Here is a 24,680-nt window from a genome sequence, read left to right on the forward strand (position 1 = left end):
TAACGGTGGTGTCAGTAATCAGGCTTTAGCTAGTGGTGAAGACCCCAATGGCGATCCCGTAGAAGATGAATCCGGAACAGATCCTGATAATGATGATCCGACAGAGACTCCCATAGACCAGGTTCCGTCCATAGTATTAGTGAAAACCGGGGAGTATACGGATACCAACGGCAATGAAATGGCTGATGCCGGAGATGAGATTACTTACACCTTTACGGTAACCAATACAGGTAACGTTACTATCGATAATATCAGTATTAACGATGATCTGACCGGTACGACAGGCCTGCCGATCACTCCGGTGATATTGGCCCCCGGAGAATCAGGTACGGCAACGGCAACCTATACCATCACCCAGGAAGATATGGACAACGGCGGTGTCAGCAACCAGGCTTTAGCCAGTGGCGAAGACCCGAACGGTGATCCTGTAGAAGATGAATCCGGAACGGATGCTGACAACGATGACCCTACGGACACTCCTATAGAACAAAATCCTGATATGACACTTATTAAGACAGGGATGTATATTGATGAAAACGGTGACGGAAGTGTAACTCCCGGGGATATTATTCAATATAGCTTTACCGTGGAAAATACGGGTAACGTAACCTTGAGTAATGTGAGCATTTCCGATGAAACTATGGTGCCGGCCCTGGAAGTTTCGGAAGTAAGCCCGTCTGTTCTGGCCCCTGGCGAAACAGGAACCGCTTCTGCGATATATACGATCACCCAGGAAGATATTAATATAGGTGCAGTATACAATATCGCAGAGGCAAGTGCGGAAACACCCGGTGGGGAAGAGGTATATGAAGAATCACAACCTTCGGAACCCCTTGATCCGTCAGATCCGTTCTATATGGATGAGTGCCCAGATTGTACGATTGTTAAACTCAAACGGGACCCTGCGATTACCTTACTTAAAACCGGAGAGTTTAATGATGAAAACGGTGACGGCCAGGCCCAGGCCGGGGAGACCATAACCTATAGGTTTGAAGTGACCAATACAGGGAACGTATACCTGGACAATATAGAAATTGAAGATCCATTGCCGGGAGTAACCATAACGGGCGGACCTGTTTCCCTGGCACCGGGCGAATCCGACAATACCACTTTTTCCGGAACTTATACGATAACCCAGGATGATATTATTGACAGAGGGGTTACCAACCAGGCTACGGTTTATGCCAATGCTACCGATGGTTCCCGCGTAAGTAACATTTCCGATAGTGAAGATGGTTTGGGCGATGCTCCTACTTTCATAGAACTGGAAGGCTGTACAATAGAAGTGTTCAATGGCGTGTCACCCAACGGAGACGGATTGAACGATACCTTCAAAATACAGGGGATCGAATGTTATCCGGATAACACCGTGGAAATATATAACCGCTGGGGAGTTAAGGTCTACGATACACGCGGATATGACAATAACAGCAGGGTATTCCGCGGTTATTCGGACGGACGGGCAACCCTGAACCAGGGAAAACGATTACCGACGGGAACGTATTTCTATGTACTGAAATACAGGACAGAAAACGGGAGTGTTCAGGATAAATCGGGTTATCTCTTTATCAACTAATGCTTAAAAAAATGTGAAATATTCCGGTGTCGGTAATTTGGGCTTACGATCATAATCAAAATATTGTTTCCAACGTATTTCGGATGGTATTCCGGCACCGGATTTTAAAGATCAGATTTAAAGTGAGAACTAAAAATACAACGTATATTATGAAAAAAGCAGTATCGGTGCTCATCATATTTTGGTCATTGTCGGTTTTCGGACAGCAGGAACCGCAATACACGCAGTATATGTACAATACTGTAACGGTGAACCCGGGATATGCAGGTACACGGGGTGTAACCAGTTTATTCGGATTACACCGTTCTCAATGGATTGGTCTTGACGGTGCCCCGAGGACCACCCAGTTTTCCATTCATTCCCCGGTAAGTCGCAGGGGGCATGGATTAGGACTATCTGTGATGAGTGATAACATAGGCCCTTCCCGGGATACCTATATCAATGCCAGTTTTTCTTATTTGTTACAATTATCCGACAGGACCAGGTTGAATCTGGGGCTTATGGGAGGAGGGAGTTTCCTGGAAGTGGATTATAATAAACTTAACCTGGAAAACAATCAGGACCCTAACCTTACCGGGAAATTAAGCAAATTCTCCCCGAATGTCGGGGTAGGGGCCTATCTGCATTCCGATAGCTGGTATGTGGGTCTGTCGGTACCGGCATTGCTCGAAACCAGTTTTTATGATGATGTACAACAATCGGTAGCCAGGGAAAAGATGCATTTTTACCTGATCGGAGGTTATGTTTTTGATCTGGGGCCTTCAGTGAAATTCAAACCTGCAACCTTATTAAAAGCCGTAAACGGCGCTCCCCTTTCCGTGGATCTTTCAGCCAATTTTATGTTTAATGAAAACCTGACACTGGGTGCGGCTTATCGCTGGGATGCGGCAGTGAGTGCAATGGCCGGATTTAATATAACCCCAAGCCTGTTTGTAGGATATGGCTATGATTGGGATACCCGCCGTATTGGTAATTATAACTCGGGCAGCCATGAAGTATTTTTAAGGTATGAGTTTATTTTCTCGTCGCGCAACAGGTTACACTCTCCAAGATTCTTTTAGATTAATTGAATATGAAAAACAAAAATATCAGGATGAAAAAATATATACTCATCGGGTTATGCCTGATTATTGGAAATATGGCCTTTCCACAGGAAGCTAAAAAAACAAGGGCAGACAAGAGTTATGAAAATTTCGGGTACATAAAATCCAGGGAGCTCTATGAAAATCTGCTGAAAAAGGGGTATGAATCCAAAGACCTGTACAGTAAACTGGGAGATACTTACTATTATAATGCCCTATATGCAGAAGCCTTGCAGCATTACGAAAAAGTGTTTTCCTATGAAGAAGAAACGGACCCGGTGTACTATTACAGATATGCCAAGTGTTTACAGGCCGAAGGAAATTATGATGAAGCCCAGGAAGTCCTGGAAAAATTTTACGGATTGATCGGTCAGCCCGGGGCACCAGGTAATTCCCTGTCAGAAGCCTTGTTAAGGATCCGGGAAAACTCCGGACGATACGAAATCGCGGATGTGGAAATTAATAGTGAATATGCTGATTTCGGACCTGCTTTTGGTAGGGAAGGACAAATCTTGTTTGCTTCCGCCAGGGATACCGGTATTTTTGTGGACCGTACGCATAAGTGGAACAAAAAGCCCTTTTTAAAACTTTACACGGCGGCGGCAAACGATGACGGGACCCTGTACGATCCCGAACTACTCAAAGGCGATGTAAATACCAAATACCATCAAAGCTCCCCGGTAATCACCAAAGACGGGGAAACCATGTATTTCACCAGGAATAACTTTACCCCGGGGAATTATGGCAAAGATGAAGAAGGGACCAATCACCTGAAAATATACAGGGCGAAACATGACAAGGGAAAATGGACAGGGATTGAAGACCTGCCCATTAATGGAGAAGAGTTTTCCACTGCACATCCTGCTCTTAGTCCGGATGATAAATACTTGTATTTTGCTTCGGACAGGCCAGGAAGTAGGGGAATGTCGGATATTTTCCGGGTGGAGATCATGACCGACGGCGGCTTCGGACCTGTGGAGAATCTGGGAGAAATTGTAAATACCGTGGGTAGGGAAACTTTTCCTTTTATAGCTGAAGACGGAACACTCTATCTTGCGTCCGACGGACATGCCGGGATCGGCGGATTGGATGTTTTTGCGGTTATCACCGGGCCCTTCGGAGAAGAACAGGCGATCAATGTAGGGGAACCCGTAAACTCGAAAGATGATGATTTCGGGTATATCGTTGATGTTAATACCCGGAAAGGATATTTTTCATCCAACCGTAACGAAGAAACCGGATTTGATAATATATATACTTTCCTCGAAAATACACCTCTTGTTATAGAGGCGGAATTATGCGGACACGTGAGGGATATGCATACCAAAGAACCTCTTGCCCGGACAAAAGTTACACTATATGATGAAAACGGAGAAAAGAAAAAAGAATTTGAAACAGATAATGAGGGTGATTTTTGTATAAAAGTACTTGCCGGAAGAAATTATAATACCCGTTATGATAAGGAGGAATACCAGCCACATGAAGAATTTGTAACAAAACTCGAAGCAGGAGAAAAGAGAGAATTGCTTATCGAATTGGAACGCGGGGGTATGTTCCCCGGGGACGACCTAGCGCAAAAACTCAACCTGAACCCCATTTACTTTGATTTCGACAAACATAATATCCGGAAAGATGCCGCCGAGGAGCTGGCTAAGGTCATACAGGTCATGCAACAATACCCCGGTATGGTCATAGAAGTAAGATCGCATACGGACAGCAGGGGCAGTGACCGCTATAACCTTGCATTATCTGACAGGAGAGCGAAGTCTACAGTCAAGTATATTGTCGAAAAAGGTGAAATATCCCCGGACCGGGTTAGCGGAAAGGGTTATGGTGAAACACAATTGGTAAACGAATGTGCTAACGGAGTGCCTTGTTCCAGGGAAAAACACCAGTTAAACAGACGAAGTGAATTTATAATTGTTGAAATCCGTAAATAAACGAATATCACGGTATAAGTATTTGTAATATCAATTGAAAGTTCTTTCATCCGCACAAAACGGGATTCTTGTAAAAGATCCCGTTTTTTTGGTATCATACGATCAAAGAAAACGTTCTGATGCAGCATTAAAACACTATCTTTGAAAACAATCGTCTATTAAATAGCAGACAGATTGTCGGCATGCAGTAATCCTGTGAGTTTCCGGTCAGTAGTGATCCTTGCTTGCGGTAATCTTAAACAAATGATACACATAATGCAAACCAGCGGTGATCTGATCATCACATTTATCCGGATCATCGCAGGTGTAATTATCTTCCCGTACGGAATGCAAAAATTATTTGGGTGGTTCGATGACCTGGGAGGGGGCGTAGGGATTAAAGCTTCCCTGCGTAGTTTTCAGGAGAAGAAAATACCTTTGTTTATAGCGTGGCTGGTAATTCTGGGGCAATCGATAGGCAGTATAATGTTGCTTATCGGTCTTGCCGGGAGGGTAGCTGCATTTTTTAATTTCCTTATTTTTAGCGGGGCCCTTGCGGTGCATTTTTCCGAAGGCTGGAGTATGAACTGGACCGGTAAAAAACAGGGTGAAGGGATAGAATATTTTATTATGCTGCTGGCGTTACTCCTGGTAGTGATCCTGAAAGGAAGCGGAGGTCTGTCTGTTGACTATTGGCTTTTTAGCCAATAATATGAGGTTAAACAAGTTGATAGTCAGTTCATGTTTTAGGAGAAGATTATTCGAGGCCCTGCAGAAGTGCACCATCAAAACAGCATAATTTACATAGGGGATGAAGATATGACTTTACAACCAACCTGCCTGTTGTTAGGCAGGTTGGGAAAGCTTAAATTATTCCATACTATGTAGTCCGGCGCCCCTAAAAACCACTTCCCTTAGATCCTGAGTGAATAAAAAGAAATTTTTACTTACGAGGGTGAGATTTAAAATACTCGAACATATTTTTATTGGATTCTCCGACACAAACTTTTCGTGTTTGCTCCGGGGTTGTTGGCTTATGACACATTCTTTGTTTCAGTATACCTTCTTCCGCCATCTGTTTTATAAAAGGAAATAAATGAAACAATCAAAATAACCAGAAAAATAATAGGCCATATCTCTGGCCTTTAAAGGAGTTCTTGAATAGTATGCATCAATAAAGTTTTGAGGTATTCTGTAAGAAAACAAATTTACATTGGGACTTTTCCTATGTTTAAGTGTGATGTTTATATAAGTTCTGTTACAACTATAACCTTAAACCTGCTTATATTATGAAAAGAAGTTTTATGTATTATGTCATTTTAGGATCGATAACATTGTTAACAATGTACTCCTGTGATGATAAAGTGACATCGGAACCGGATGCTACCATTTCCGGAGAAAACGTTGCCGGCCGTATTGCAGAAGAAGAAGAAGAAGAAGAAGAAGAAAATGACTGGGTAGCGAAAGCGGATACGCTTATGAAAGCCATCGTTGAACTGTATCTCGACGGAAAACCGCGCGATATCTGGAGTTCACAGTATCCGCAGGGAGGCGGCTATTGGGACGGGGCCGCCGTAATATGGGGACATGGCTCGGCATTTTCAGGGTATACCGCTTTTAAACACAGCACCTGGGATATTCCAGGACTCAGGGCGGAAGTAGAAGAAAAATATGACGAAAGATTACTGACCGCTATTGATAAATTCCGGAACCGGAGGAACGGAGGGCCGGAAGCATATGCAGTGTATCCCGGGGAAGGGGATGAACGGTATTACGATGATAATATATGGGTAGGGACCGATATGGTGAACCTTTATTTGCTGACAAATGATATGAGATATCTTGAAAGGGCCGAGATCGTCTGGAATTTTGTTCAGGCAGGAACAGACGACATTATGGGAGGCGGAGTGTACTGGAAAGAAGGATTGAACTCCAAACACACATGTTCTACGGCTCCTGCAGCTGTGCTGGCGGCCCGGTTATATGAGGCCACCGGGGAAGAACACTATTTAACAAGTGCCAAAGCATATTATTCCTGGGTTAAAGAAGTGCTTCAGGACCCTTCGGATTATTTGTACTGGGACAATGCCCGGTTATCGGATGAAAATGATCCGGATTCCGAGATACAAATATCCACGGCCAAATACTCCTATAACTCCGGACAACCCATGCAGGCGGCAGTGCTCTTATATAATATTACCAATGAGGTACAGTACCTGGAAGATGCACAAAATATAGCCGAAGCAGCCCATCAAAGATGGTTTATACCGTTTGAGTCCGATATTCTGAATGAATCCTTCAATATATTGGAACCCGGCCATGTATGGTTCCAGGGCATTATGCTAAGAGGCTATGTGGAACTCTACAATGTAGATCACAACAGTGAGTATATTGATGACTATAAGAAAACCCTGCTCCATGCCTGGCTGTCCGATGCCAGGAACAGGGATACGAATCTCATCAATGAGAATTTCACAGGAACCACAACACAGGATAAGTGGGAGATCCTCCACCAGGGAGCTATAGTGGAAATGCTGTCGCAATTGGCCATGACAGAATAATAAATGACTGTTGACAACAGAAATAGAAAAGTCTGTTCGATGTTGCAATGGACTTACAGGAAAAAAAATAATGAAATATCGGGGGCAGGGGATAGATTTTCCGGCTATCCGTCTGCCTTTTTGAATATTGCCCAGTCCGTATTATTTTGTTAAATGCGAAATCAATATACCATATGCGGAAAAAAACAGATTTATTGATAAATTTATAACTGTTTTTTCCCTGAACCGCACATCCTCAATAACCAGCCACATGAAAAAATATTATTTAAAGGTAATTACAAAAACAATAATCCTGTTGGGCATACATTTTTTATCCCATGCCCAGGTACAACCGGAGCAACTCTATTGTGAAAACAGGGAAAATCCGATTGGAATAGACAATGTCAACCCGAAATTCACCTGGATACTTTCCTCTCAGAAACGAAATGAGAAACAGGCTGCATACCAGATCCAGGTGAGCGAAAGTGATGACTTCACTTCCAAATTGATCTGGGACAGTGAAAAAGTAGAATCGGGCCAATCTGTAAGAGTGGCTTATGCGGGACCTGAAGTAAGTTCGCTTAAAACATACTACTGGAGGGTGAAAGTGTGGAATGATAAAGGAAAATCTTCTCCCTGGAGTTCGGCCGCATACTGGCAGATGGGAATTTTGAACCCGTCCGACTGGAAAGCAAAGTGGATCACTATGGGATACGAAGAAGATACGCTTCGGGAAAGTCCGGCTTTCCGAAAGGAATTTTCTATTCAGAAGAAAGTAAAAAAAGCCACGGCGAGCATAACTTCCCATGGCTTATACGAAGCGTTTATAAATGGTAACAAAATAGGCAATGCCTGTCTGACACCCGGATGGACCAGTTATAACAAGAGGTTACAATACCAGGTATACGATATTACCCATATGTTGAAAGAAGGGCAAAATGCCATCGGAGCACTGTTGGGCAATGGATGGTACAGAGGTGCCCTGGCCTGGGGAGATAATAAAAATATATACGGAAGTGATCTGGCGCTCTTACTACAGATAAACATTACTTATGCCGACGGAACTTCCGAAACTGTGGGGACGGGCGATGATTGGAAAACGCATAAGAGTTCGATAATATTTTCGGAGATTTACGATGGCGAAATCACAGATGCACGAAAATCCCCGGGGGACTGGAAAAACGTGAGCTATAATGATAATAAATGGTCTCCAGCAGTAGTGGAGAATTTTGGTTATGATAACCTGATGGCTACCTATAACGAACCGGTAACCAGGCACGAGACATTTACCCCGGTAGAAATGATTATAACCCCAAAGGGAGAAAAAGTAATAGATTTCGGGCAAAACCTGGTGGGTTGGGTACAGGTAAATGTAACGGGAAATGCAGGAGATAGTTTGATTATAGACCATGCCGAGGTACTGGACAAAGACGGGAATTTTTATACCGAAAATCTGCGGGCTGCAGCCCAACGGAATATTTACATCCTCAGCGGAAAGGGCCCGGAAAATTTTGAACCGCACTTTACATGGCAGGGTTTCCGGTATATGAGGATCAGGGGAAATGTAAAGGATATTTCAGCCGACAATTTCAAGGCTGTAACGCTGTATTCCGACATGCGGAAAACCGGGAGCTTTACCACTTCCAACGAATTATTGAACCGGTTACAACACAATATCGAATGGGGACAGAAAGGTAATTTCCTGGATGTTCCGACGGATTGTCCGCAACGCGATGAACGCCTGGGGTGGACGGGAGATGCCCAGGTGTTCTTCCGTACGGCTGCATTTAACATGCATGTAGATAACTTTTTTGTAAAATGGATGAAAGACGTCGCCGCAGATCAGTCAGATGACGGGAGCGTACCCCATGTGATCCCCAACGTATTGGGGCCGAATGACGGGGCATCCGCAGGCTGGGCGGATGTATCTACAATTATTCCGTGGAATGCGTATATGTTGTATGGAAATAAAGAAATACTGAAAAATCAGTATGACAGCATGAAGTCCTGGGTAGATTATATGAAAAACCACAGCAATGATTACTTGTGGAACACAGGGTTTCATTTCGGGGACTGGTTATTTTACAGACCCGATGACGACAACGATGGCAGGGCCGCAATAACCGATAAATACCTGATCGCCCAGTGCTTTTTCGCAAACTCCACACAACTGCTTATCCGTGCCGCAAGAGTGTTGGGAAAAGAAGATGACGTAACCATATATACCACTTTATTAAAGAACATAAAAGCCGCGTTTCTCAGGGAATATGTAACTCCGAACGGCAGGTTGGTTTCCGGGTCCCAGACTGCTTATGTGCTGGCCCTGAAATTTGAAATGCTTCCGGAAGTTCTCAGGGCACAGGCAGCCCGGCGTCTGGTAGAAAATATTAAAAGCTACGATTACCACCTGACTACAGGTTTTTTAGGGACTCCTTATTTGTGTTTTGTACTATCCGAATTCGGCTATCACGATCTGGCCTATACCCTGTTAATGCAGCAAACCTATCCTTCCTGGCTGTACCCTGTCACCGTGGGGGCCACAACGATATGGGAACGGTGGGACGGGAGAAAACCGGACGGAACGTTCCAGACGCCTTCCATGAATTCCTTTAATCATTACGCCTATGGCGCGATCGGTGATTGGATGTACAGGGAACTTGCCGGGATAAATAATGCAGAGAACCCCGATGAAGCCGGATACAAGAAAATCGTGCTGACCCCGCACTTCACCAATACATTTGTTTCGGATAAGGTTAAGGAGCAAAATAATAGTGAGGCGCTGACCGAAGTAAAGGGGAGCCTGAACACATATTACGGGGAAATTGTTTCGCACTGGAAGGTAAAAGGAAAGGAAATAATCTATAATGTCCGGATTCCGGTAAATACAGTAGCGGAATTGCATCTTCCCTTAACAGATATCAATAAGCTGAAGGAAGGTGGTATTCCCGTACCCGATATCGGGGAAATCAGAGCAGGGCCCGGCAAAACCGGAACAGTTCTTCACCTAGGGTCCGGGAGCTATACCTTTATCTTTGAAAAATAAAGCCTGTTTAAATAACGGGAAACCATAAATCACAGGAAGGTTTAAATGAGTTCAATATTTCCTGTGGTAAATTATTTCTTACGCTTTCACAATTTTATCCCGAAATGTTATTGTGTTTAAAAATAAAAGATCAACATTGAACATTACTGTCTCCGGAAAAGATGCGATAGTGTTAATTTCAGGTGTTTTTAATTGTACACCTGACATTTTTAAGGTTAAAAATTTTCTGTTTCACAATTATTGTGTAGTTTCGTGTAATCGATTGCATTATTTATTATAATCCCGGAAACAGGAATGTTTCTTAAATAACAGAATAAAAGATTAACTAAAACCGAACCTATGAAAATCAAAACTCCCGGTTTCCTGAAAGTAGTATGTGCTTCGTTAGTACTGACTTCTCTTGGTATTCAATCCTGTAAAACAAATAATAAAGAAGATAAAAAGGATATCGTAGAGGCCGTTGACCCGGCGGATAAAATTATTCAAAGTATCACTATACCCGTTTTTCCGGATAAAACCTTTAATATCACCGATTTCGGAGCGGTCGCAGATGGCACCACCCTGAGTACGGATGCCTTCGAAAAAGCTATTGCCGCCTGCCATGAAGAGGGTGGAGGAAAGGTTATTGTACCTTCGGGGAAATTTCTTACCGGGCCAATCCATTTGAAGAGTAATGTAAATCTGCATACCGAAGCGGGGGCGGTTATCTTGTTCAGCAAAAATACCGAAGATTATCTACCTGTTGTTCACACGTCCTACGAAGGGGTGGAATTAATGAACTATTCCCCGCTTATCTATGCATACGAGCAAAAAAACATAGCGGTTACCGGAAAAGGAACCTTTGACGGACAAGCCGATAAAACCAACTGGTGGCCGTGGTGCGGAAGTACCAGGTATGGTTATACCGAAGGAGGTCCGCATCAAAGGAACGAACAGAATTTGCCACGCTTGCGTAAAATGAATGAAGAAGGTACTCCCGTTGCCGAACGGATCTTCGGTGAAGGACACCATCTGAGACCTACTTTCTTTGAACCTTTCGAATGTGAGAATGTATTGGTGCAGGGAGTAACCTTTACCAATGCACCTTTTTGGGTGATGCATCCCATTAAATCAAACAATGTTACGGTAGACGGGGTAACCGTAAGCAGTCACGGGCCTAATAATGACGGGTGTGACCCGGAATATGCGCGAAACGTACATATTAAAAATTGTGTTTTTGATACCGGGGACGATTGTATCGCCATAAAATCCGGAAGGAATAACGATGGCAGGCGCGTTAACATTCCGAGTGAAAATATCGTCGTGGAAGGATGTGAAATGAAGGACGGACACGGAGGCGTTGTCATGGGAAGTGAGATTTCTGCCGGGGTTAGAAACGTATATGTCCGCAACTGTATCATGGATAGCCCGAACCTGGACAGGGCCATCCGGATAAAAACCAATACCCTCAGGGGCGGGTTTGTGGAAAATGTCTTTGTAAATAACGTAGAAGTGGGCCAGGTAAAGGAAGCCACATTAAAGATCAATACCCATTATGCCATTTATGAAGCCCAGGAAGGAGAATACATTCCCGTTATCAAAAATATTCACCTGAAAGACGTGACTGTAAAGAACAGCGGTAAATTCGGTGTGCTGATCCGGGGAAGGAAAGAGGCCAAAATACAGAATGTGACCCTGGAAAATGTTACTATTGACAAAGCCGAAACCATAATGTCCGTAGAAGATTCGGAACCGGTAAAATTTGTAAATACTACGATCAACGGTGAAAAACCGGGAGAGAAATAGATGCATAACTTTTCCGCCGGTATGTTAAAAATGGGAATTAAGGGTTGAAATTCACTATTTATAACCTAACCCGACTGTTTTTTTATGGAAAAGCAGTATTGACTGATCTTTAACTAAAACAAAATCTGATCCTAATTCACATTAAAATAACAAGGAATGAAAACGAAACAGGTTTTTCTGCTGTTGACCGTATATTTTGTATGTCTGTTCCTTACCGGTTGTACGGGTAAAAAAGACCCTGTTGTGGTTTACCTCGTAGGAGATTCTACTATGGCAGATTATAGTAATGATTACGAACCGGGAAAAGATTATAAGAAAACGAGATATCCTATTACCGGGTGGGGACAGGTATTTCAGCCCTTTATGAGCGTTGACAGTTTACACAAGGTGGAGAAGCTTATTAAGGGTGACAGTGTATTTGTTGATGACAGGGCACGGGGAGGACGAAGTACACGTACCTTTTTCCAGGAAGGTAGGTGGCGTTCCGTTTATGAAAGCTTAAAGAAAAATGATATAGTCATCATACAGTTCGGTCATAACGATGCCGCAACGAATAAGCCCGAAAGATATGTGGATGTCGAAGGGTACAAGGAATACCTGAGACTTTTCGTTACCCAAACCAGGGAAAAGGGTGCATATCCTATTCTCCTTACCCCGGTAGCCCGAAACTATCCGTGGAAAGACGGGAAACTTCGGAATGTACATGGTGAATACGACAAAGCAGTAAAAGATGTGGCCCGAGAATTACAGGCCACGATGATCGACCTGAATAAAAAGTCTATGGATTTTTTTGCTGAAAAAGGAGAAGAATACATTTCCCGAAATTATTTTATGAACCTTCCTGCCGGGGTGTATCAAGCCTATCCCGACGGGCAGAAAGATAATACTCATTTTCAGCCCGAAGGAGCTACGGAAGTGGCTCGGCTGGTATTCGAAGGCATGCAGGAATGGAGTGCAGATAAAAAATAAGAGTTTATAAATCGTCTATGAAAATACCGGTGTACATATGGCTTTGTCTGATTTTTTCGAATTGGACAGGTATGTTTGCACAGGAGAAGATTGAAGCACAACCATACACGGTACAGACGACTTATGAGAAACTCCGCAAATATTATCCTACGGTTATCCCCGTGGCAGAACTGCATGATGACAGAGTCATTGCAAGAGAAAATATAACCTATCGCAAAGTTGACGGTATCCGGTTAGATATGGATATTTATGTCCCTACCGGTAAAGAAAAGGAAAACACTCCTGCCATTTTGTTGGTGCACGGGGGAGGTTGGATATCCGGGACCAAAGAGAACCAGAGGGCCATGGCGCAATATCTGGCAAAAAACGGCTTTGTTGCGGCTACGGTATCCTACCGGCTGAGTTCACAGGCACCTTATCCGGCCGCTGTGCTTGATATTAAAGCTGCCATACGGTGGCTCCGTGAAAAAGCCGGGACATACGGTATAGATCCGGACAGGATTGCAATTTCGGGAGCTTCCGCCGGGGCACAATTGGCCACACTGGTAGGTGTCACTCCGGATAGCCCCTTATATCAAGAAGGTAAATCCCGCTATTCCGACGCGGTACAGGCCATTATCAATACAGATGGTATCGTTTCTTTTATCCACCCGGAAGCAGAAGAAGGGAAATATGCAGCTTACTGGTTGGGCGGTACGAAAACGGAAAAACCGGGGATATGGCAAGAAGCCTCCCCATTGGAATATGTGAATGAAACCACACCTCCTACGCTTTTTATAAACAGTGCCCAACCCAGGTTTCATGCCGGAAGGGACGACATGATGCGGATACTGGAAAAACATGGTATATACAACGAGGCCCATACCATTCCGGATTCGCCGCATTCTTTCTGGCTTTTACATCCGTGGTTCGAAACCACACTTAATTACAGCATAGCATTTCTGAATAAAGTGTTTAAAAAATAAAAATCAGATGGAACCGGCATGACTTACCCGATCATTAAACTCCTCAATGATAATTTAAGTCATCAAAAGTTGCATGTGACCATAAATACTTGAATTGAGCGAAGTCAAAATAATAAAACCCAACACATGAAAAAATTGCTTTTTCTGTTATTACTGTCCCTATCTTTTGTCCGTACTTCCGGCCAGGAGGTGGTAAAACCCTATCGGGAAATAGTAGTATCAAAGGACGAAACTTCCGATTTTAAAACCATTCAGGAAGCGATAAATGCTACCCGGGACCTCGGGCCCGGTTTTGTTCTGATTACGATAAAAAAAGGAGTCTACAATGAAAAATTAGTTGTTCCGAGCTGGAAGACCAAAATTATCCTGAAAGGCGAGGACAGGGACGAAACCATCATTGTAAACAATGACTTTTCGGGTAAAATAAATCCCGCTACCGGGGTTAAATTTTCCACCTTTAATTCCTATACGTTGCTGGTTGAGGGCAATGATTTTATGGCGGAGAACCTGACTGTTAAAAATGCGTCCTGCGGAGAAGGGCAGGCCGTGGCATTACATGTGGAAGGGGACAGGGCCGTTTTCAGGAATTGTAATATAGTCGGCTGCCAGGATACCATTTATGCGGCTACGGAAGGAAGCAAACAATATTATGACGGATGTTATATAGAAGGGACCACTGATTTTATCTTCGGAGAGGCTACAGCGGTTTTCAATAACTGCACTATAAAGAGCATACGCGATTCCTATATTACCGCAGCGGCGACACCCGAGCACCAGGATTTCGGATTTGTATTTATGAAATGCCGTCTCGTTGCAGGCGAGGATGTAACCAAAGTCTTCCTGGGAAGACCCTGGCGCCCATATGCACAAACAGTATTGATTTCCTGCAACCTGGGGCCGCACATAGTTGCCGAAGGGTGGAACCCCTGGAAAGGAGATAAAATGTTTCCGGAAAAGGAAAAGACGGCCTTTTATGCCGAATATGAAAATACAGGTGAAGGAGCAGAAATATCCGGCAGGGTTTCCTGGAGCCATCAGCTAAGCAAACAGGACGTCAAAAAATACACGTTACAAAATATGTTGAAAAGCAACGGGAAAGAACAGTTATGGTATAACAGAGGCCTGAACTGATTTTTTTCGTAAGTAGTTTTTAGTACAAACCGTTTTTGCATAAATAAATATAACGGCAGGAATAATTTCATTATTTGCATATATTCTGTTAGAAATGAAAAAGGATATCCGACATCTTTCCGGAATGAACTATATTGACCGCATGAAAAAGATATGGATTGCGGCACTGCTTATTGTCGGTTTACAAAACGGAAATTCTCAACAGACCGGTAATACCCCCGGAATAGAAATACTGGAACAAGGCTTTATTTACGAAGAAGCGCCTTTTCCGCAATGCCATTCCTCTACATTGTTATCATTGGACAATGGCGATATAATGGCCGCATGGTTTGGTGGTACACACGAACGCCATCCCGATGTTTGTATCTATTCGGCGGTGTATGATGGTAAGACCTGGTCGGTACCCGAAAGAATAGCAGACGGGATTGTCGGCGGCGCTGTACGGTACCCGACATGGAACCCTGTCTTGTTTAAAAACAAAGCTGGTACCCTGTTTTTATATTATAAAGCAGGGCCTTCCCCCAGTGAGTGGTGGGGAATGTACAAAACATCGGAAGATAACGGCAAAACCTGGTCGGGCGGGAAACAACTTCCGGAGACGATATTAGGTCCCATAAAAAACAAACCTCTTATGCTGGTCGACGGAAAAATGATAAGTCCGTCCAGTACGGAGAACGGGGATATATGGAAGGTACACATGGAAATTTCGGAGGACGGCGGATACACCTGGCAAAAAATACCGGTTGACCCGGATTCGGATTATAAGGCCATCCAGCCAACTCTTATCAGGCTCAGGGACGGCACAATTAAAGCGCTGGTCCGGAGTAACCAGAATGTTATCCTGGAGAGTGAGAGTTCCGACGAGGGAAAGACCTGGACTTCTTTAAAAAAGACGGGAGTGGCCAATCCCAATTCCGGGATAGATGCTGTGACCCTGGACAACGGGAACCATCTTCTGGTTTATAATCCCATGACCGGTGGTAAGGACTGGTGGGAAGGCAGGAACAAACTGAACCTGGCATTTTCTGCCGATGGCAAAAACTGGAAAGATATTTATATCCTCGAAGATCAGGATAAAGGCGAATTCAGTTATCCGGCCATTATACAAACTGCCGATGGTACGGTCTATATTACCTATACATACGATAGGGAAAAGATAAGCTACGTGAAATTGCGGTTATCGGAATAAGTTCGTTTTTTTCTCCCATATCTGTATGGTTCGTCGCAACCCAGCTCCCAGTGCCCCCACTGGCTTATCACGCAGGAACTACCGGAAAACAAGTAGAAAAAATTACTGATACGGTGGTATTTCAGGAAAAATCCGGGCCATTTAATTTTGGACTGTAATCAAACAATGTTCAAAATGAGAAAAAGCTTTTTATTATTCGCGGCAATGGTCATGGGTATTTTTGTAACCGCCTGTTCCGGTAGCGATGATGATTCCGGAGATATAAAAAATGAAGAAAAGGTTATTCATAAAGCAAAGTTTACGGTTAAAATTGAAGGGGAAGTCGAATCTTCGGATTTTATATCCTTTGTCTTTGCCAGTGCCGATATTAAAGAAAATACCTTATGGAAAATAAACGGGGTAGAGCAAACCAATGAAATGGGAGTTTCCCTCGGGGACAATGAATTTTCCGGAGGGACCACTACTTATGTTGTAGAGAATGCCGTACCGCTACAGGCCATAAGTGTCGGGGTGCAGGTCCTTAATTTCGGCGCGCCGTTAAAAGTCAGCTATAAAGCAGAAATAGAGGGAGAAGTTTTACAGGATGTGAGTGCCCTGGAACTCATTGCCGAAGAAGACTTTACCAAACAATACTCCTATAGCCCGGAATAGTTGTATTTCCCGGTCTGTGGATGCCGGATGTATCCGTAACCGGTAATCCCATATACCTGTATATTCTTTGGATTCTTCCATGGTTGTTTTCATGTCCTCTTTATTTTTAGTGAAAAGCAGAGGGTTGAGTTAAAGATTCAAAACCTGCAAATTCATTGCAATTGCCTTATCTTTATACGAAACCCGCTTAAAAGAGAGGGTAGCAGGCTTTATCCGAACATGATGAAAGGATAAAAGATTTAATCCAGTAATTTCAACGCTTTCAAAGCTTCCCTGATATGGTTCCCCGCACGGAATAGGTCCCGGAACCTATATACTACCTCTCCTCGTTTATCGACTACAAAAGTCTCCCTCCCCGTCAGGAACAGCATATTTTTGATCCCGAACCGCTTCAGCACCTTATTGTCCGGATCGCTTAAGAGCGTAAATGGTAAATGATACTTCTGCCGGAATTTCTTATGGCTTTCCACGCTCCCGGAATTGATACCAATAATATGAACGCCGGCGGTCGTGAATTCTTCATAATGGTCCCGGAATGCACAGGCTTCTTTGGTGCAGACCGGACTGTCATCTTTCGGATAAAAAAAGATTACGGCTCCGTTCTCCCCCAGTTCTTCCGGAAGATTTACCGGTTTCCCATCCTGATCTTTCAAGGTGAATGACGGAATGGTATCTCCTTCTCTAAGTGTTCTTTCCGGATTTCCGAATAATGCCATAGCTGCTTGTGTTGTGTTTTTTATTCCCCGGTATTGCGGGTTTTTTATAAAGATATGATATTCACCTGATACTGGGCCTGGCATGCCTTACCCTTACAAAAGCTTTTTGAGTGGCCCGGTTTGGAGTTTAAAAGCCTGCCATCTTATTGCGGTCACTCTGCAATGATCTATGCCTAGCGGTTCAGCTGCTCCATATCGGTGGGTTTAAAACCCTTTGAGGGAGAATTCCCGGAACTAAAAAACGGTAAATAATCAAATTTTCTTTAATGTTTGCTATTATCTCTTTAAATTAGGTGCAAAGCGAACGGAAAACAATGAAAAATGTGGTGATTATCGGAGGCGGGGCCTGTGGTTCGGCTGCTCTTATAGAACTTCTTATCCGGAGTATTGCCAAAAAACTCGAACAACAGATCAGCTATACACTGATAGAGCGTAACGACCGGGTCGGATACGGGTTGGCCTTCGGGACCGAGCAAAAATCACATTTATTGAATACACAGGCCGATCTTATGGGAATATATGCCCACGAACCCGGTCATTTTGCAGTATGGCTCAGGGAGAACGGAGGGAAAAAGAGGAGTGATGTTAAAGGAGGAAGCGATGAGGAGAATGCCTATACCAGCAGAATACTGTATGGGCATTATGTGTCGGAAGAACTGGAAAAAACAATCGACAAAGCACGGCAGCACGGGATATCCGTAACGGTTATCCACAGTGAGGCCATTACGATAGACCGCCTGGAAAATGAGCAGCTTTCCGTAATACTGGCAAACGGCTCTGGGGTTGTAGCCGATGAGGTACTTCTGGCTCCCGGCACTCCTAAACCGAATTCTTTTAAGAGGTTAAGGGAGTACAGGCAATACATAGATTTTCCGTGGCCTACGGAACGGCTCCTGAAAAGGACCGGGAAAGAAGACCACGTGGGCATACTGGGTACCAGTCTCAGTGCTATAGACACGGTAATGACACTGATAGATAACGGACATACAGGAAAGATTACCATGTTTTCGCCGGATGGTATGCTGCCGAGGGTACAGCCCGATGAAAATAATAATTTGGAGAGAGGTTATCTCACGCTGGAGAATTTACATAAACTAAAGCGGCAAAAGGGACATTCCCCCACGGTAAAAGAGCTTTTCCGTCTTTTTATTAAAGATGTGGAATCTTCCGAAGGCAAAAAATTGGAATGGAAGGCGATGAACCGCCATGCAAGAGATCCGTTACCGCTGTTGGAAAAAGATATCGAGGTTGCGGAAAAGGGAGGAGATGCTATTCTGAATATGGCATATGCCCTGCGCTATGACACGGCTGATATATGGAGCTGGATGGATATGGAGCAGCAGATGATGTTTACGAAGTGGCTCGGGTCGCACTGGATGATAAACAGGCATGCCATGCCCCTGCACAATGCCAAACGGATTGCAGCATTGATACGGGAGGGAAAACTGGGGGTCATAGCCGAAAATGAGAAGGTAGAATTCAATGACAAAAAACGGCAGTTCCGGGTAGAGACTTCGAAAAACGGTACCCATTATGTGGACAGGTTGGTGAATGCTACCGGGAGTGCAGGTAAGCTGGAAGAAATGGACAATATTTTACTGGAAAATCTGTTAATTAAAAAATATCTTCAATCGTATCCGCTGGGTGGAGCCGTGATCAATCCGCATACTATGCAGTGCATTTCGAAAAAGGGCGGGGAACATATTTATGGCGTAGGCCATTTGGTGAACGGGATGCTGATAGATGTAAATGCCATGTGGTTTAATGTAAAGACCATAGCAAGACTGGCCGCGGAGATTATTTTTAAAATCACCGGGGATGGGCGCATTTAAGGCACTTTACTTTAATTTGCTTCCCTATCTGTGCTTTATCCCTGTCGGCTATATTCTGAGTAAAAGGAATATGGTCCCCAAGGCGTATATCAACAAGCCTTTGCTGTTCGTACTGTTGCCCATCCTGGTTGTTGACAAGGTTCTGGAAGCCAGTATTTCCAATATTGCCATTCTGGCCGTTATTTCTTTTTCACTGTCCTTTCTGATGCAGCTACCTGCCGTTATGGTTAAGCATAAGATGGACGTTCCCATGAATATAAATATTCTGAAAAGCAGCTATGCTTATTTTAACGTGGCCTTTTTCGGAATACCGGTAGTGACTGCCCTTTTTGGCGAAGAAGGTATAACTATCCTGATCTGCATTTATATAGGGTCTGCACTGTACGGGAATATCTTGGGGTATATCCAGGTAGCCAAATCGAGGTACAGTACCCGGAAAGCTGTAAAGGAAGTATTTAAGGTGCCTTTTATCTATGCCATTAGCCTGGGTGTTATTCTCAAGATCTTCAATGTAGAGTTGCCGGAAGTGATGGGCTCTGTCAGTAGCGTTTTAGGAGTGGTTGTTTCAGTTGCGGGGATGACAATTATTGGCATGAGCCTGACCAATATAAAATTCGGCACGGTGTCCTGGGGGTATTATGCCAGAATATTGAGCATCCGTGTACTGGCCGCCGTTCTTATCGTGGTACTTTTGTTATCGCTGGAATTCTGGCTGGTAGACGGGTTGTGTAGTGAAGACAGGCAGGTCATGGCACTCATTTCACTTTTTCCGATAGCAGTTAATCTTGCGGTTTTTGCCTCTTTCCTGAAATCCTGGGAAGAAGAGGCTGCGCTGCTCATTTTGTTTTCAACGGGACTGTCGCTAATCCTTGTCCCCTCGGGGGCAGCCTTGCTGCAATTCCTCATAGGGCACGAAATGATCTGATCAGTCCCTGTTCCGGGTTTTAGGCCCGGCTCCCGATGATGAGAGGGGGTAGTGCGGTATTTTTGTAGGGTGAGAAGAACAGGGCTTTCCCGTTCACGGTCTATTGTTTCCACATAGGGTTGCCTTTCAGCACATCCTCGTAGACCGGACAGTTTTCTGCATGGGCTCCCGGAAGATAACCTGTACTCATTAAAAACTCATTGACGATCTCCCCGCCGGTAAATTTAAAGGTCTTTTTAAATAGTTTCATCCACTCTTCCAGGGTTTTGGGATGGTGGTGTTCCAGCCACTTTTCAAAAGACCCGAATTCTTTCTGTAAGACAAGTACGCTTCGGGCATTTTCAATGGCAGCATTTACCTTTAACCGGTTGCGTATAATACCGGCATCGCCCAGTAACCTTTCCCGGTCTTTTTCCGTATAGGCGGCTATTTTTTTAATGTTGAAATTATCATAGGCTTTCCGGAAATTTTCTTCTTTTTTCAAGATGGTTTCCCAGCTTAACCCCGCCTGGTTGATCTCCATGATAAGCCGTCCAAAGAGTTCATTATCATTGTGAATGGGAAAACCGTAATGATTGTCGTGATAATTTTTATGCAGGCTCCGCCGTGGTTCCGGCATGGTATCGATATAAAAGCAGTATGACATGTTTTTTTGATTCGCATTTTCCTGTTCCCGGTTCCGGGCAAGGTATTAAAGGACGACAAGATACGAATTTTGAATGTTCGGGAATTCGGAAAATATTGATTTTTATATATCTCTTATTCTCTGTCTCTTACAGATATCAAAAACAAGGCCCTGTACAAACAGGGCCTCTCTTTCCGGAAAAGGTTTTCCGGTTTGTACTGTCGGACGATATTGCTCGTTTCACCTATTTTAGTTTGATTTCCTGAATCTCCCCATCCTGATCTATTTCCACAAATTTTTCAATGCGTTCATTCTGTTGGTTGTAAAAAGTTTTGTATTCATATTCATGGGCAGCGGTCCCGTAATTGCCGTATACGCTACGCCCCGTATAATACTGTCCCGTATGGGCAAAGGAAGTATTGAATATACTTTGCAGGAAGTATGTCCCGGGTTTCAGGTTTTCAAAGGCAAAACGCCCGTATTCGTCTGTCTTGGTCTCCAGACGATAGTGAAAAGCCTCGTTGCTCATATATACTATAGTCCTTTTATTTTCCCTTTTTTTACGGAGTTCGTACCAGGCATTGAAATAATCGGTAACGGGGAACAGGGTTACCAGGGTGTTCTGCGCATATACTTTTTGCCCCAAAGGAGGCTTAATTCCGAGGCTGGTCTTTTCTTTGGTAAAAAGAATTCCCCGAATCGTGGAATTCCCGGGCTGAAGTGCATGGATAGCTTTAAGAGAATCGAATGCAACGGTGGGATAAATAGTGGTTACTTTATTTTTTTCTGCTTTTCGGTCCGCTTCTTTCAGCGGATTACACGAGGCTGACAATAAAATGTAAAAGACCGTAAAAAGGGAGGCGAAAACCCGTCTTTTCTTGCTGAAGTCAATGCAAAGCGATTTCATGATATATTCTTTTGAAGGTTTCTGAAATAGGTTGTCATACGGTTTATGGTCTGTCTTTTAACCGGATTTTCGCAAATGTACCGGAAGGTCTTAAGCAAGGCAATCCCCGGAAACGAGTCTTTTTTTCTACTGGTTTTCGGGTATTTTTTCGAAAAGGATAAAAAGTGATCGAACTAATGTTTAAATTGCGTTTATGATCCGGAATTTTTATTTCCTGCTATTCTTTTTTCTCAGTGTATATGACGGTTTTGCCCAGTCGGCATCTTTGGACATGGAGTCTTATGCGGACAGCCTGGAGCACATTTTGAAAAGCGGGAGCAACGATAGTGTAAAAGCAGGGGCATCGTTAGGGCTTATCAATTACTGGCTTTATAAAGATACGGTCAGGGCAAGGCAGTACCTGGAACGGGGACGGGAACTGGGGAAAGGTTATCCCTATATCTACGCAATGTCTTATTATGCAGAGGGACTCCTTTATTTCAATTCTGACGAGCAAAAAAGTGAGAAGGCCTATCTCATTGCAGATAGCCTGTTGTGCGGGTTGGATACGAAGGAAGCTTATGTCAGCCGGTCGAATGTGTGGAATAATATAGCCGTACACCGCCAGCGCAACGATGATGACCGGGCACATATCGATATTCTGCTCAACAAAGCCATTCCCCTGGCCGAAAAGGCCGCGGACAGTGCCGTAATGGGATCGGAATACCTGGCAGTCGGCCTTTCTTTTATGAACCTGGAACAGTATAATAAGGCGTCGGAATACCTGGAGAGGTCTATTGGTATCCTCAGCAGGAACCGTTCCCAATCATTCCGGCTGGCCTCGGCCTACGGACGTGCTGCCGAAAACTACATTTTGTTGAAAAGGTTTCCCGAAGCCAGGGCCGTACTGGATAGTTTGCAGCTTCTTCTCGCCCCTTATCCGGATACGGAACATAATTCCCTTTATTATATGGCGGAAGGAATGTACTACCAGCAAACAGGATATTATGATAGGGCATTGCAGTATTATGACCAGGGTATACGTTCTGCGAGTGGTGTAGGAAAGGCCTATAAAATTCAGGAACTCGAATTCTACAAAGTGAAAACCCTTATAGCAGCGAAGAGGTACGGAGAAGCGAATGCTTTGCTGAACCGGTTTTTACAGGAAGAGGAAATGATGGATTTTTACGGCAACCGCGTAGAAATATATGCCTCCCTGGCAGAAACATATGCGGGCATGGGGAATATGGAACAGGCATATCACTGGCAGAAACAATACAGTACTTTAAGTGACAGCCTGCACACCAGTACGCTGGAAGACGACATTAATGCCCTGGAGATAAAATATAAAAATGCAGAAAAAGAGCGAAAAATAGCCAGCCTGGAGGCCAGTAATAAACTGGCCGTGCTTTCGGCAAAGAACAATCGCCTGATTAATTGGTTACTGGGTATTGTCTGCCTGTTTTTTATGATAGCTATTGCTTTTTCGTATTTCTATTACCGAAAGGACAGGAAGCTGGCAATGGAAAAAGAACGGAACTATCAGAGCCGGTTGGGCAAACTGAAACAGGAACAACAACTTCTTTCTGCCAGGGCCATGCTGAAAGGAGAGGAACAGGAGAGAAAGCGGGTAGCCCGGGACCTTCACGACGGACTGGGAGGTATACTGGCCGGGGTGCGGATGAACCTCTCCGAGGTAGAATCCAGGTTTACCGATACCCTTCAGTCCGAAATGGACCGTATTATCACCAATGTGGACAAATCGCTGCAGGAACTTCGCAGGATTGCGCGGAATCTCATGCCGGAATCCTTATTACAGGTAGGCCTGAAAGGTGCTCTGGAAGACCTGTGCAAGTCATATGAAACGGCCTTTTTTAAGGTAGATTACCAACCTTATGAGATAAGTTCCGGCCTTAGTAACACCCAGCAACTTACCATTTACAGGATTGTTCAGGAACTGCTGAACAATGCCATGCGTCACAGTGAAGCTTCCGAGGTCATCGTACAGTGCAGCCAGAACGGGGACAGGTTTTACATTACCGTGGAAGATAACGGAAAAGGCTTTGATCCGGAGCACTCCGAAAGCGGCAAGGGACTGGGGCTTACCAATCTCGAACATCGTGTGAATACCATGGGAGGTACATGGGAAATAATCTCCGGTAAAAATGAGGGAACTACCGTAAATATTGAACTTTATGTCGATCAGTAAAATATCTGTTGTCATTGTTGACGACCATTCCATTGTAATAGAAGGCCTGAAATCTTTATTGGAGCATGGCCATAACCTGGATATTACAGCACATTTTACAATGGGCAAACCGGCTTTTGAGTTTATCGGGAAAGAACGACCTGATGTTATACTTTTGGATATTAACCTGCCAGATATTAACGGAATAGACCTGTGCCGGCAGATAAAAGAAGCCGTTCCCGAAACAAAAATACTGGCGCTCAGCAACTATACGGAACGCAATATCATTATGCAGATGCTGCAAAGCGGTGCCAATGGCTATATGTTGAAAAACATATCCGGGCAGGGGCTCCTTAACGGAATTGCCGCAGTGCAGAACGGGGAAATTTATTTCAGCCGGGAGATTAACGAAATTATAGGGAACCCTTCCCGATTTGAATTAAAGGAGGTGCCCCGCCTGACAAAGAGAGAAAAGCAGGTGCTCGCACTCGTAGCAGAAGGAAAGACCACCACGGAAATTGCAGATATACTCCACGTAAGTCCGCTTACGATAGAAACACACCGCAGGAACCTGCACTATAAGTTCCAGGTCAGAAATGTTGCCGAACTTGTTATGGCGGCAACGAAATGTCAGTTTTTGTAAGGGGATGAGGTTATT

The 24,680-nt window shown here is 44.1% G+C and carries 19 protein-coding genes; 16 read left to right on the forward strand and 3 right to left on the reverse strand.

Annotated features, from left to right (window positions below):
- The 12 genes from ED312_RS15875 to ED312_RS15930 all read left to right on the forward strand — a co-directional run.
- On the forward strand, window positions 1-1,576 hold a 1,576-nt coding region (locus ED312_RS15875), incomplete at its 5' end, for a DUF7507 domain-containing protein (RefSeq protein WP_123217009.1).
- Between the two features lie 149 nt (window positions 1,577-1,725).
- On the forward strand, window positions 1,726-2,637 hold the full coding sequence (locus tag ED312_RS15880) for a PorP/SprF family type IX secretion system membrane protein (protein WP_123217084.1): 912 nt from the start codon (window positions 1,726-1,728) through the stop codon (window positions 2,635-2,637).
- A 32-nt stretch (window positions 2,638-2,669) separates the two neighbouring features.
- Window positions 2,670-4,598, forward strand: a complete 1,929-nt coding sequence (locus ED312_RS15885) for an OmpA family protein (protein WP_170164539.1) — start codon at window positions 2,670-2,672, stop codon at window positions 4,596-4,598.
- A 243-nt stretch (window positions 4,599-4,841) separates the two neighbouring features.
- Window positions 4,842-5,288 carry a DoxX family protein gene (locus ED312_RS15890; RefSeq protein WP_123217011.1) on the forward strand — a complete coding sequence of 149 codons (447 nt, stop codon included), beginning with the start codon at window positions 4,842-4,844 and terminating at the stop codon, window positions 5,286-5,288.
- A gap of 578 nt (window positions 5,289-5,866) precedes the next feature.
- Window positions 5,867-7,138, forward strand: a complete 1,272-nt coding sequence (locus ED312_RS15895; protein WP_123217012.1) for a glycoside hydrolase family 76 protein — start codon at window positions 5,867-5,869, stop codon at window positions 7,136-7,138.
- Between the two features lie 250 nt (window positions 7,139-7,388).
- Window positions 7,389-10,160, forward strand: coding sequence for an alpha-L-rhamnosidase (locus ED312_RS15900; protein WP_123217085.1), 2,772 nt, complete (start codon window positions 7,389-7,391; stop codon window positions 10,158-10,160).
- Window positions 10,161-10,499: 339 nt separating this feature from the next.
- Window positions 10,500-11,945 carry a glycoside hydrolase family 28 protein gene (locus tag ED312_RS15905; protein WP_123217013.1) on the forward strand — a complete coding sequence of 482 codons (1,446 nt, stop codon included), beginning with the start codon at window positions 10,500-10,502 and terminating at the stop codon, window positions 11,943-11,945.
- 156 nt (window positions 11,946-12,101) lie between these two features.
- The gene (locus ED312_RS15910) at window positions 12,102-12,914 is read left to right on the forward strand and encodes a rhamnogalacturonan acetylesterase (protein WP_123217014.1); all 813 of its coding nucleotides are present in this window, start codon (window positions 12,102-12,104) and stop codon (window positions 12,912-12,914) included.
- A 71-nt stretch (window positions 12,915-12,985) separates the two neighbouring features.
- Window positions 12,986-13,879, forward strand: coding sequence for an alpha/beta hydrolase (locus ED312_RS15915; protein WP_240643121.1), 894 nt, complete (start codon window positions 12,986-12,988; stop codon window positions 13,877-13,879).
- A 126-nt stretch (window positions 13,880-14,005) separates the two neighbouring features.
- The gene (locus ED312_RS15920) at window positions 14,006-15,010 is read left to right on the forward strand and encodes a pectinesterase family protein (RefSeq protein WP_123217016.1); all 1,005 of its coding nucleotides are present in this window, start codon (window positions 14,006-14,008) and stop codon (window positions 15,008-15,010) included.
- Window positions 15,011-15,104: 94 nt separating this feature from the next.
- Entirely contained in the window at window positions 15,105-16,199 is a 1,095-nt protein-coding gene (locus tag ED312_RS15925) for a sialidase family protein (RefSeq protein WP_240643122.1), read from the forward strand.
- 174 nt (window positions 16,200-16,373) lie between these two features.
- Window positions 16,374-16,850, forward strand: coding sequence for a hypothetical protein (locus ED312_RS15930; protein ID WP_148044317.1), 477 nt, complete (start codon window positions 16,374-16,376; stop codon window positions 16,848-16,850).
- A gap of 239 nt (window positions 16,851-17,089) precedes the next feature.
- Here ED312_RS15930 and ED312_RS15935 read toward each other — a convergent pair whose 3' ends face one another.
- Entirely contained in the window at window positions 17,090-17,566 is a 477-nt protein-coding gene (locus ED312_RS15935; RefSeq protein WP_123217087.1) for a peroxiredoxin, read from the reverse strand.
- A gap of 314 nt (window positions 17,567-17,880) precedes the next feature.
- Between ED312_RS15935 and ED312_RS15940 the strand changes: the two genes are divergently transcribed.
- Together ED312_RS15940 and ED312_RS15945 are read left to right on the forward strand one after the other, a co-directional pair.
- Window positions 17,881-19,398 (forward strand): FAD/NAD(P)-binding protein, encoded by a 1,518-nt coding sequence (locus ED312_RS15940; protein WP_123217018.1) that lies wholly within the window; start codon window positions 17,881-17,883, stop codon window positions 19,396-19,398.
- Complete coding sequence (locus ED312_RS15945) at window positions 19,385-20,323, forward strand: AEC family transporter (RefSeq protein WP_123217019.1); 939 nt, start codon at window positions 19,385-19,387, stop codon at window positions 20,321-20,323. The genes ED312_RS15940 and ED312_RS15945 overlap by 14 nt, the downstream gene beginning before the upstream one ends.
- Before the next feature lie 100 nt (window positions 20,324-20,423).
- Here ED312_RS15945 and ED312_RS15950 read toward each other — a convergent pair whose 3' ends face one another.
- Window positions 20,424-20,969 carry a DNA-3-methyladenine glycosylase I gene (locus ED312_RS15950; protein ID WP_123217020.1) on the reverse strand — a complete coding sequence of 182 codons (546 nt, stop codon included), beginning with the start codon at window positions 20,967-20,969 and terminating at the stop codon, window positions 20,424-20,426.
- Between the two features lie 223 nt (window positions 20,970-21,192).
- Window positions 21,193-21,855, reverse strand: a complete 663-nt coding sequence (locus ED312_RS15960) for a carboxypeptidase-like regulatory domain-containing protein (protein ID WP_123217022.1) — start codon at window positions 21,853-21,855, stop codon at window positions 21,193-21,195.
- A 193-nt stretch (window positions 21,856-22,048) separates the two neighbouring features.
- On the opposite strand from ED312_RS15960, the gene ED312_RS15965 reads away from it, so the two are divergent.
- Together ED312_RS15965 and ED312_RS15970 are read left to right on the forward strand one after the other, a co-directional pair.
- Window positions 22,049-24,043, forward strand: coding sequence for a tetratricopeptide repeat-containing sensor histidine kinase (locus tag ED312_RS15965; RefSeq protein ID WP_123217023.1), 1,995 nt, complete (start codon window positions 22,049-22,051; stop codon window positions 24,041-24,043).
- Window positions 24,030-24,665 carry a response regulator gene (locus tag ED312_RS15970; RefSeq protein WP_123217024.1) on the forward strand — a complete coding sequence of 212 codons (636 nt, stop codon included), beginning with the start codon at window positions 24,030-24,032 and terminating at the stop codon, window positions 24,663-24,665. Before ED312_RS15965 ends, ED312_RS15970 begins: the two co-directional genes overlap by 14 nt.
- Window positions 24,666-24,680 lie beyond the last annotated feature (15 nt).

It is taken from the genome of Sinomicrobium pectinilyticum (assembly GCF_003725735.1).
Classification (GTDB): Bacteria; Bacteroidota; Bacteroidia; order Flavobacteriales; family Flavobacteriaceae; genus Sinomicrobium; species Sinomicrobium pectinilyticum.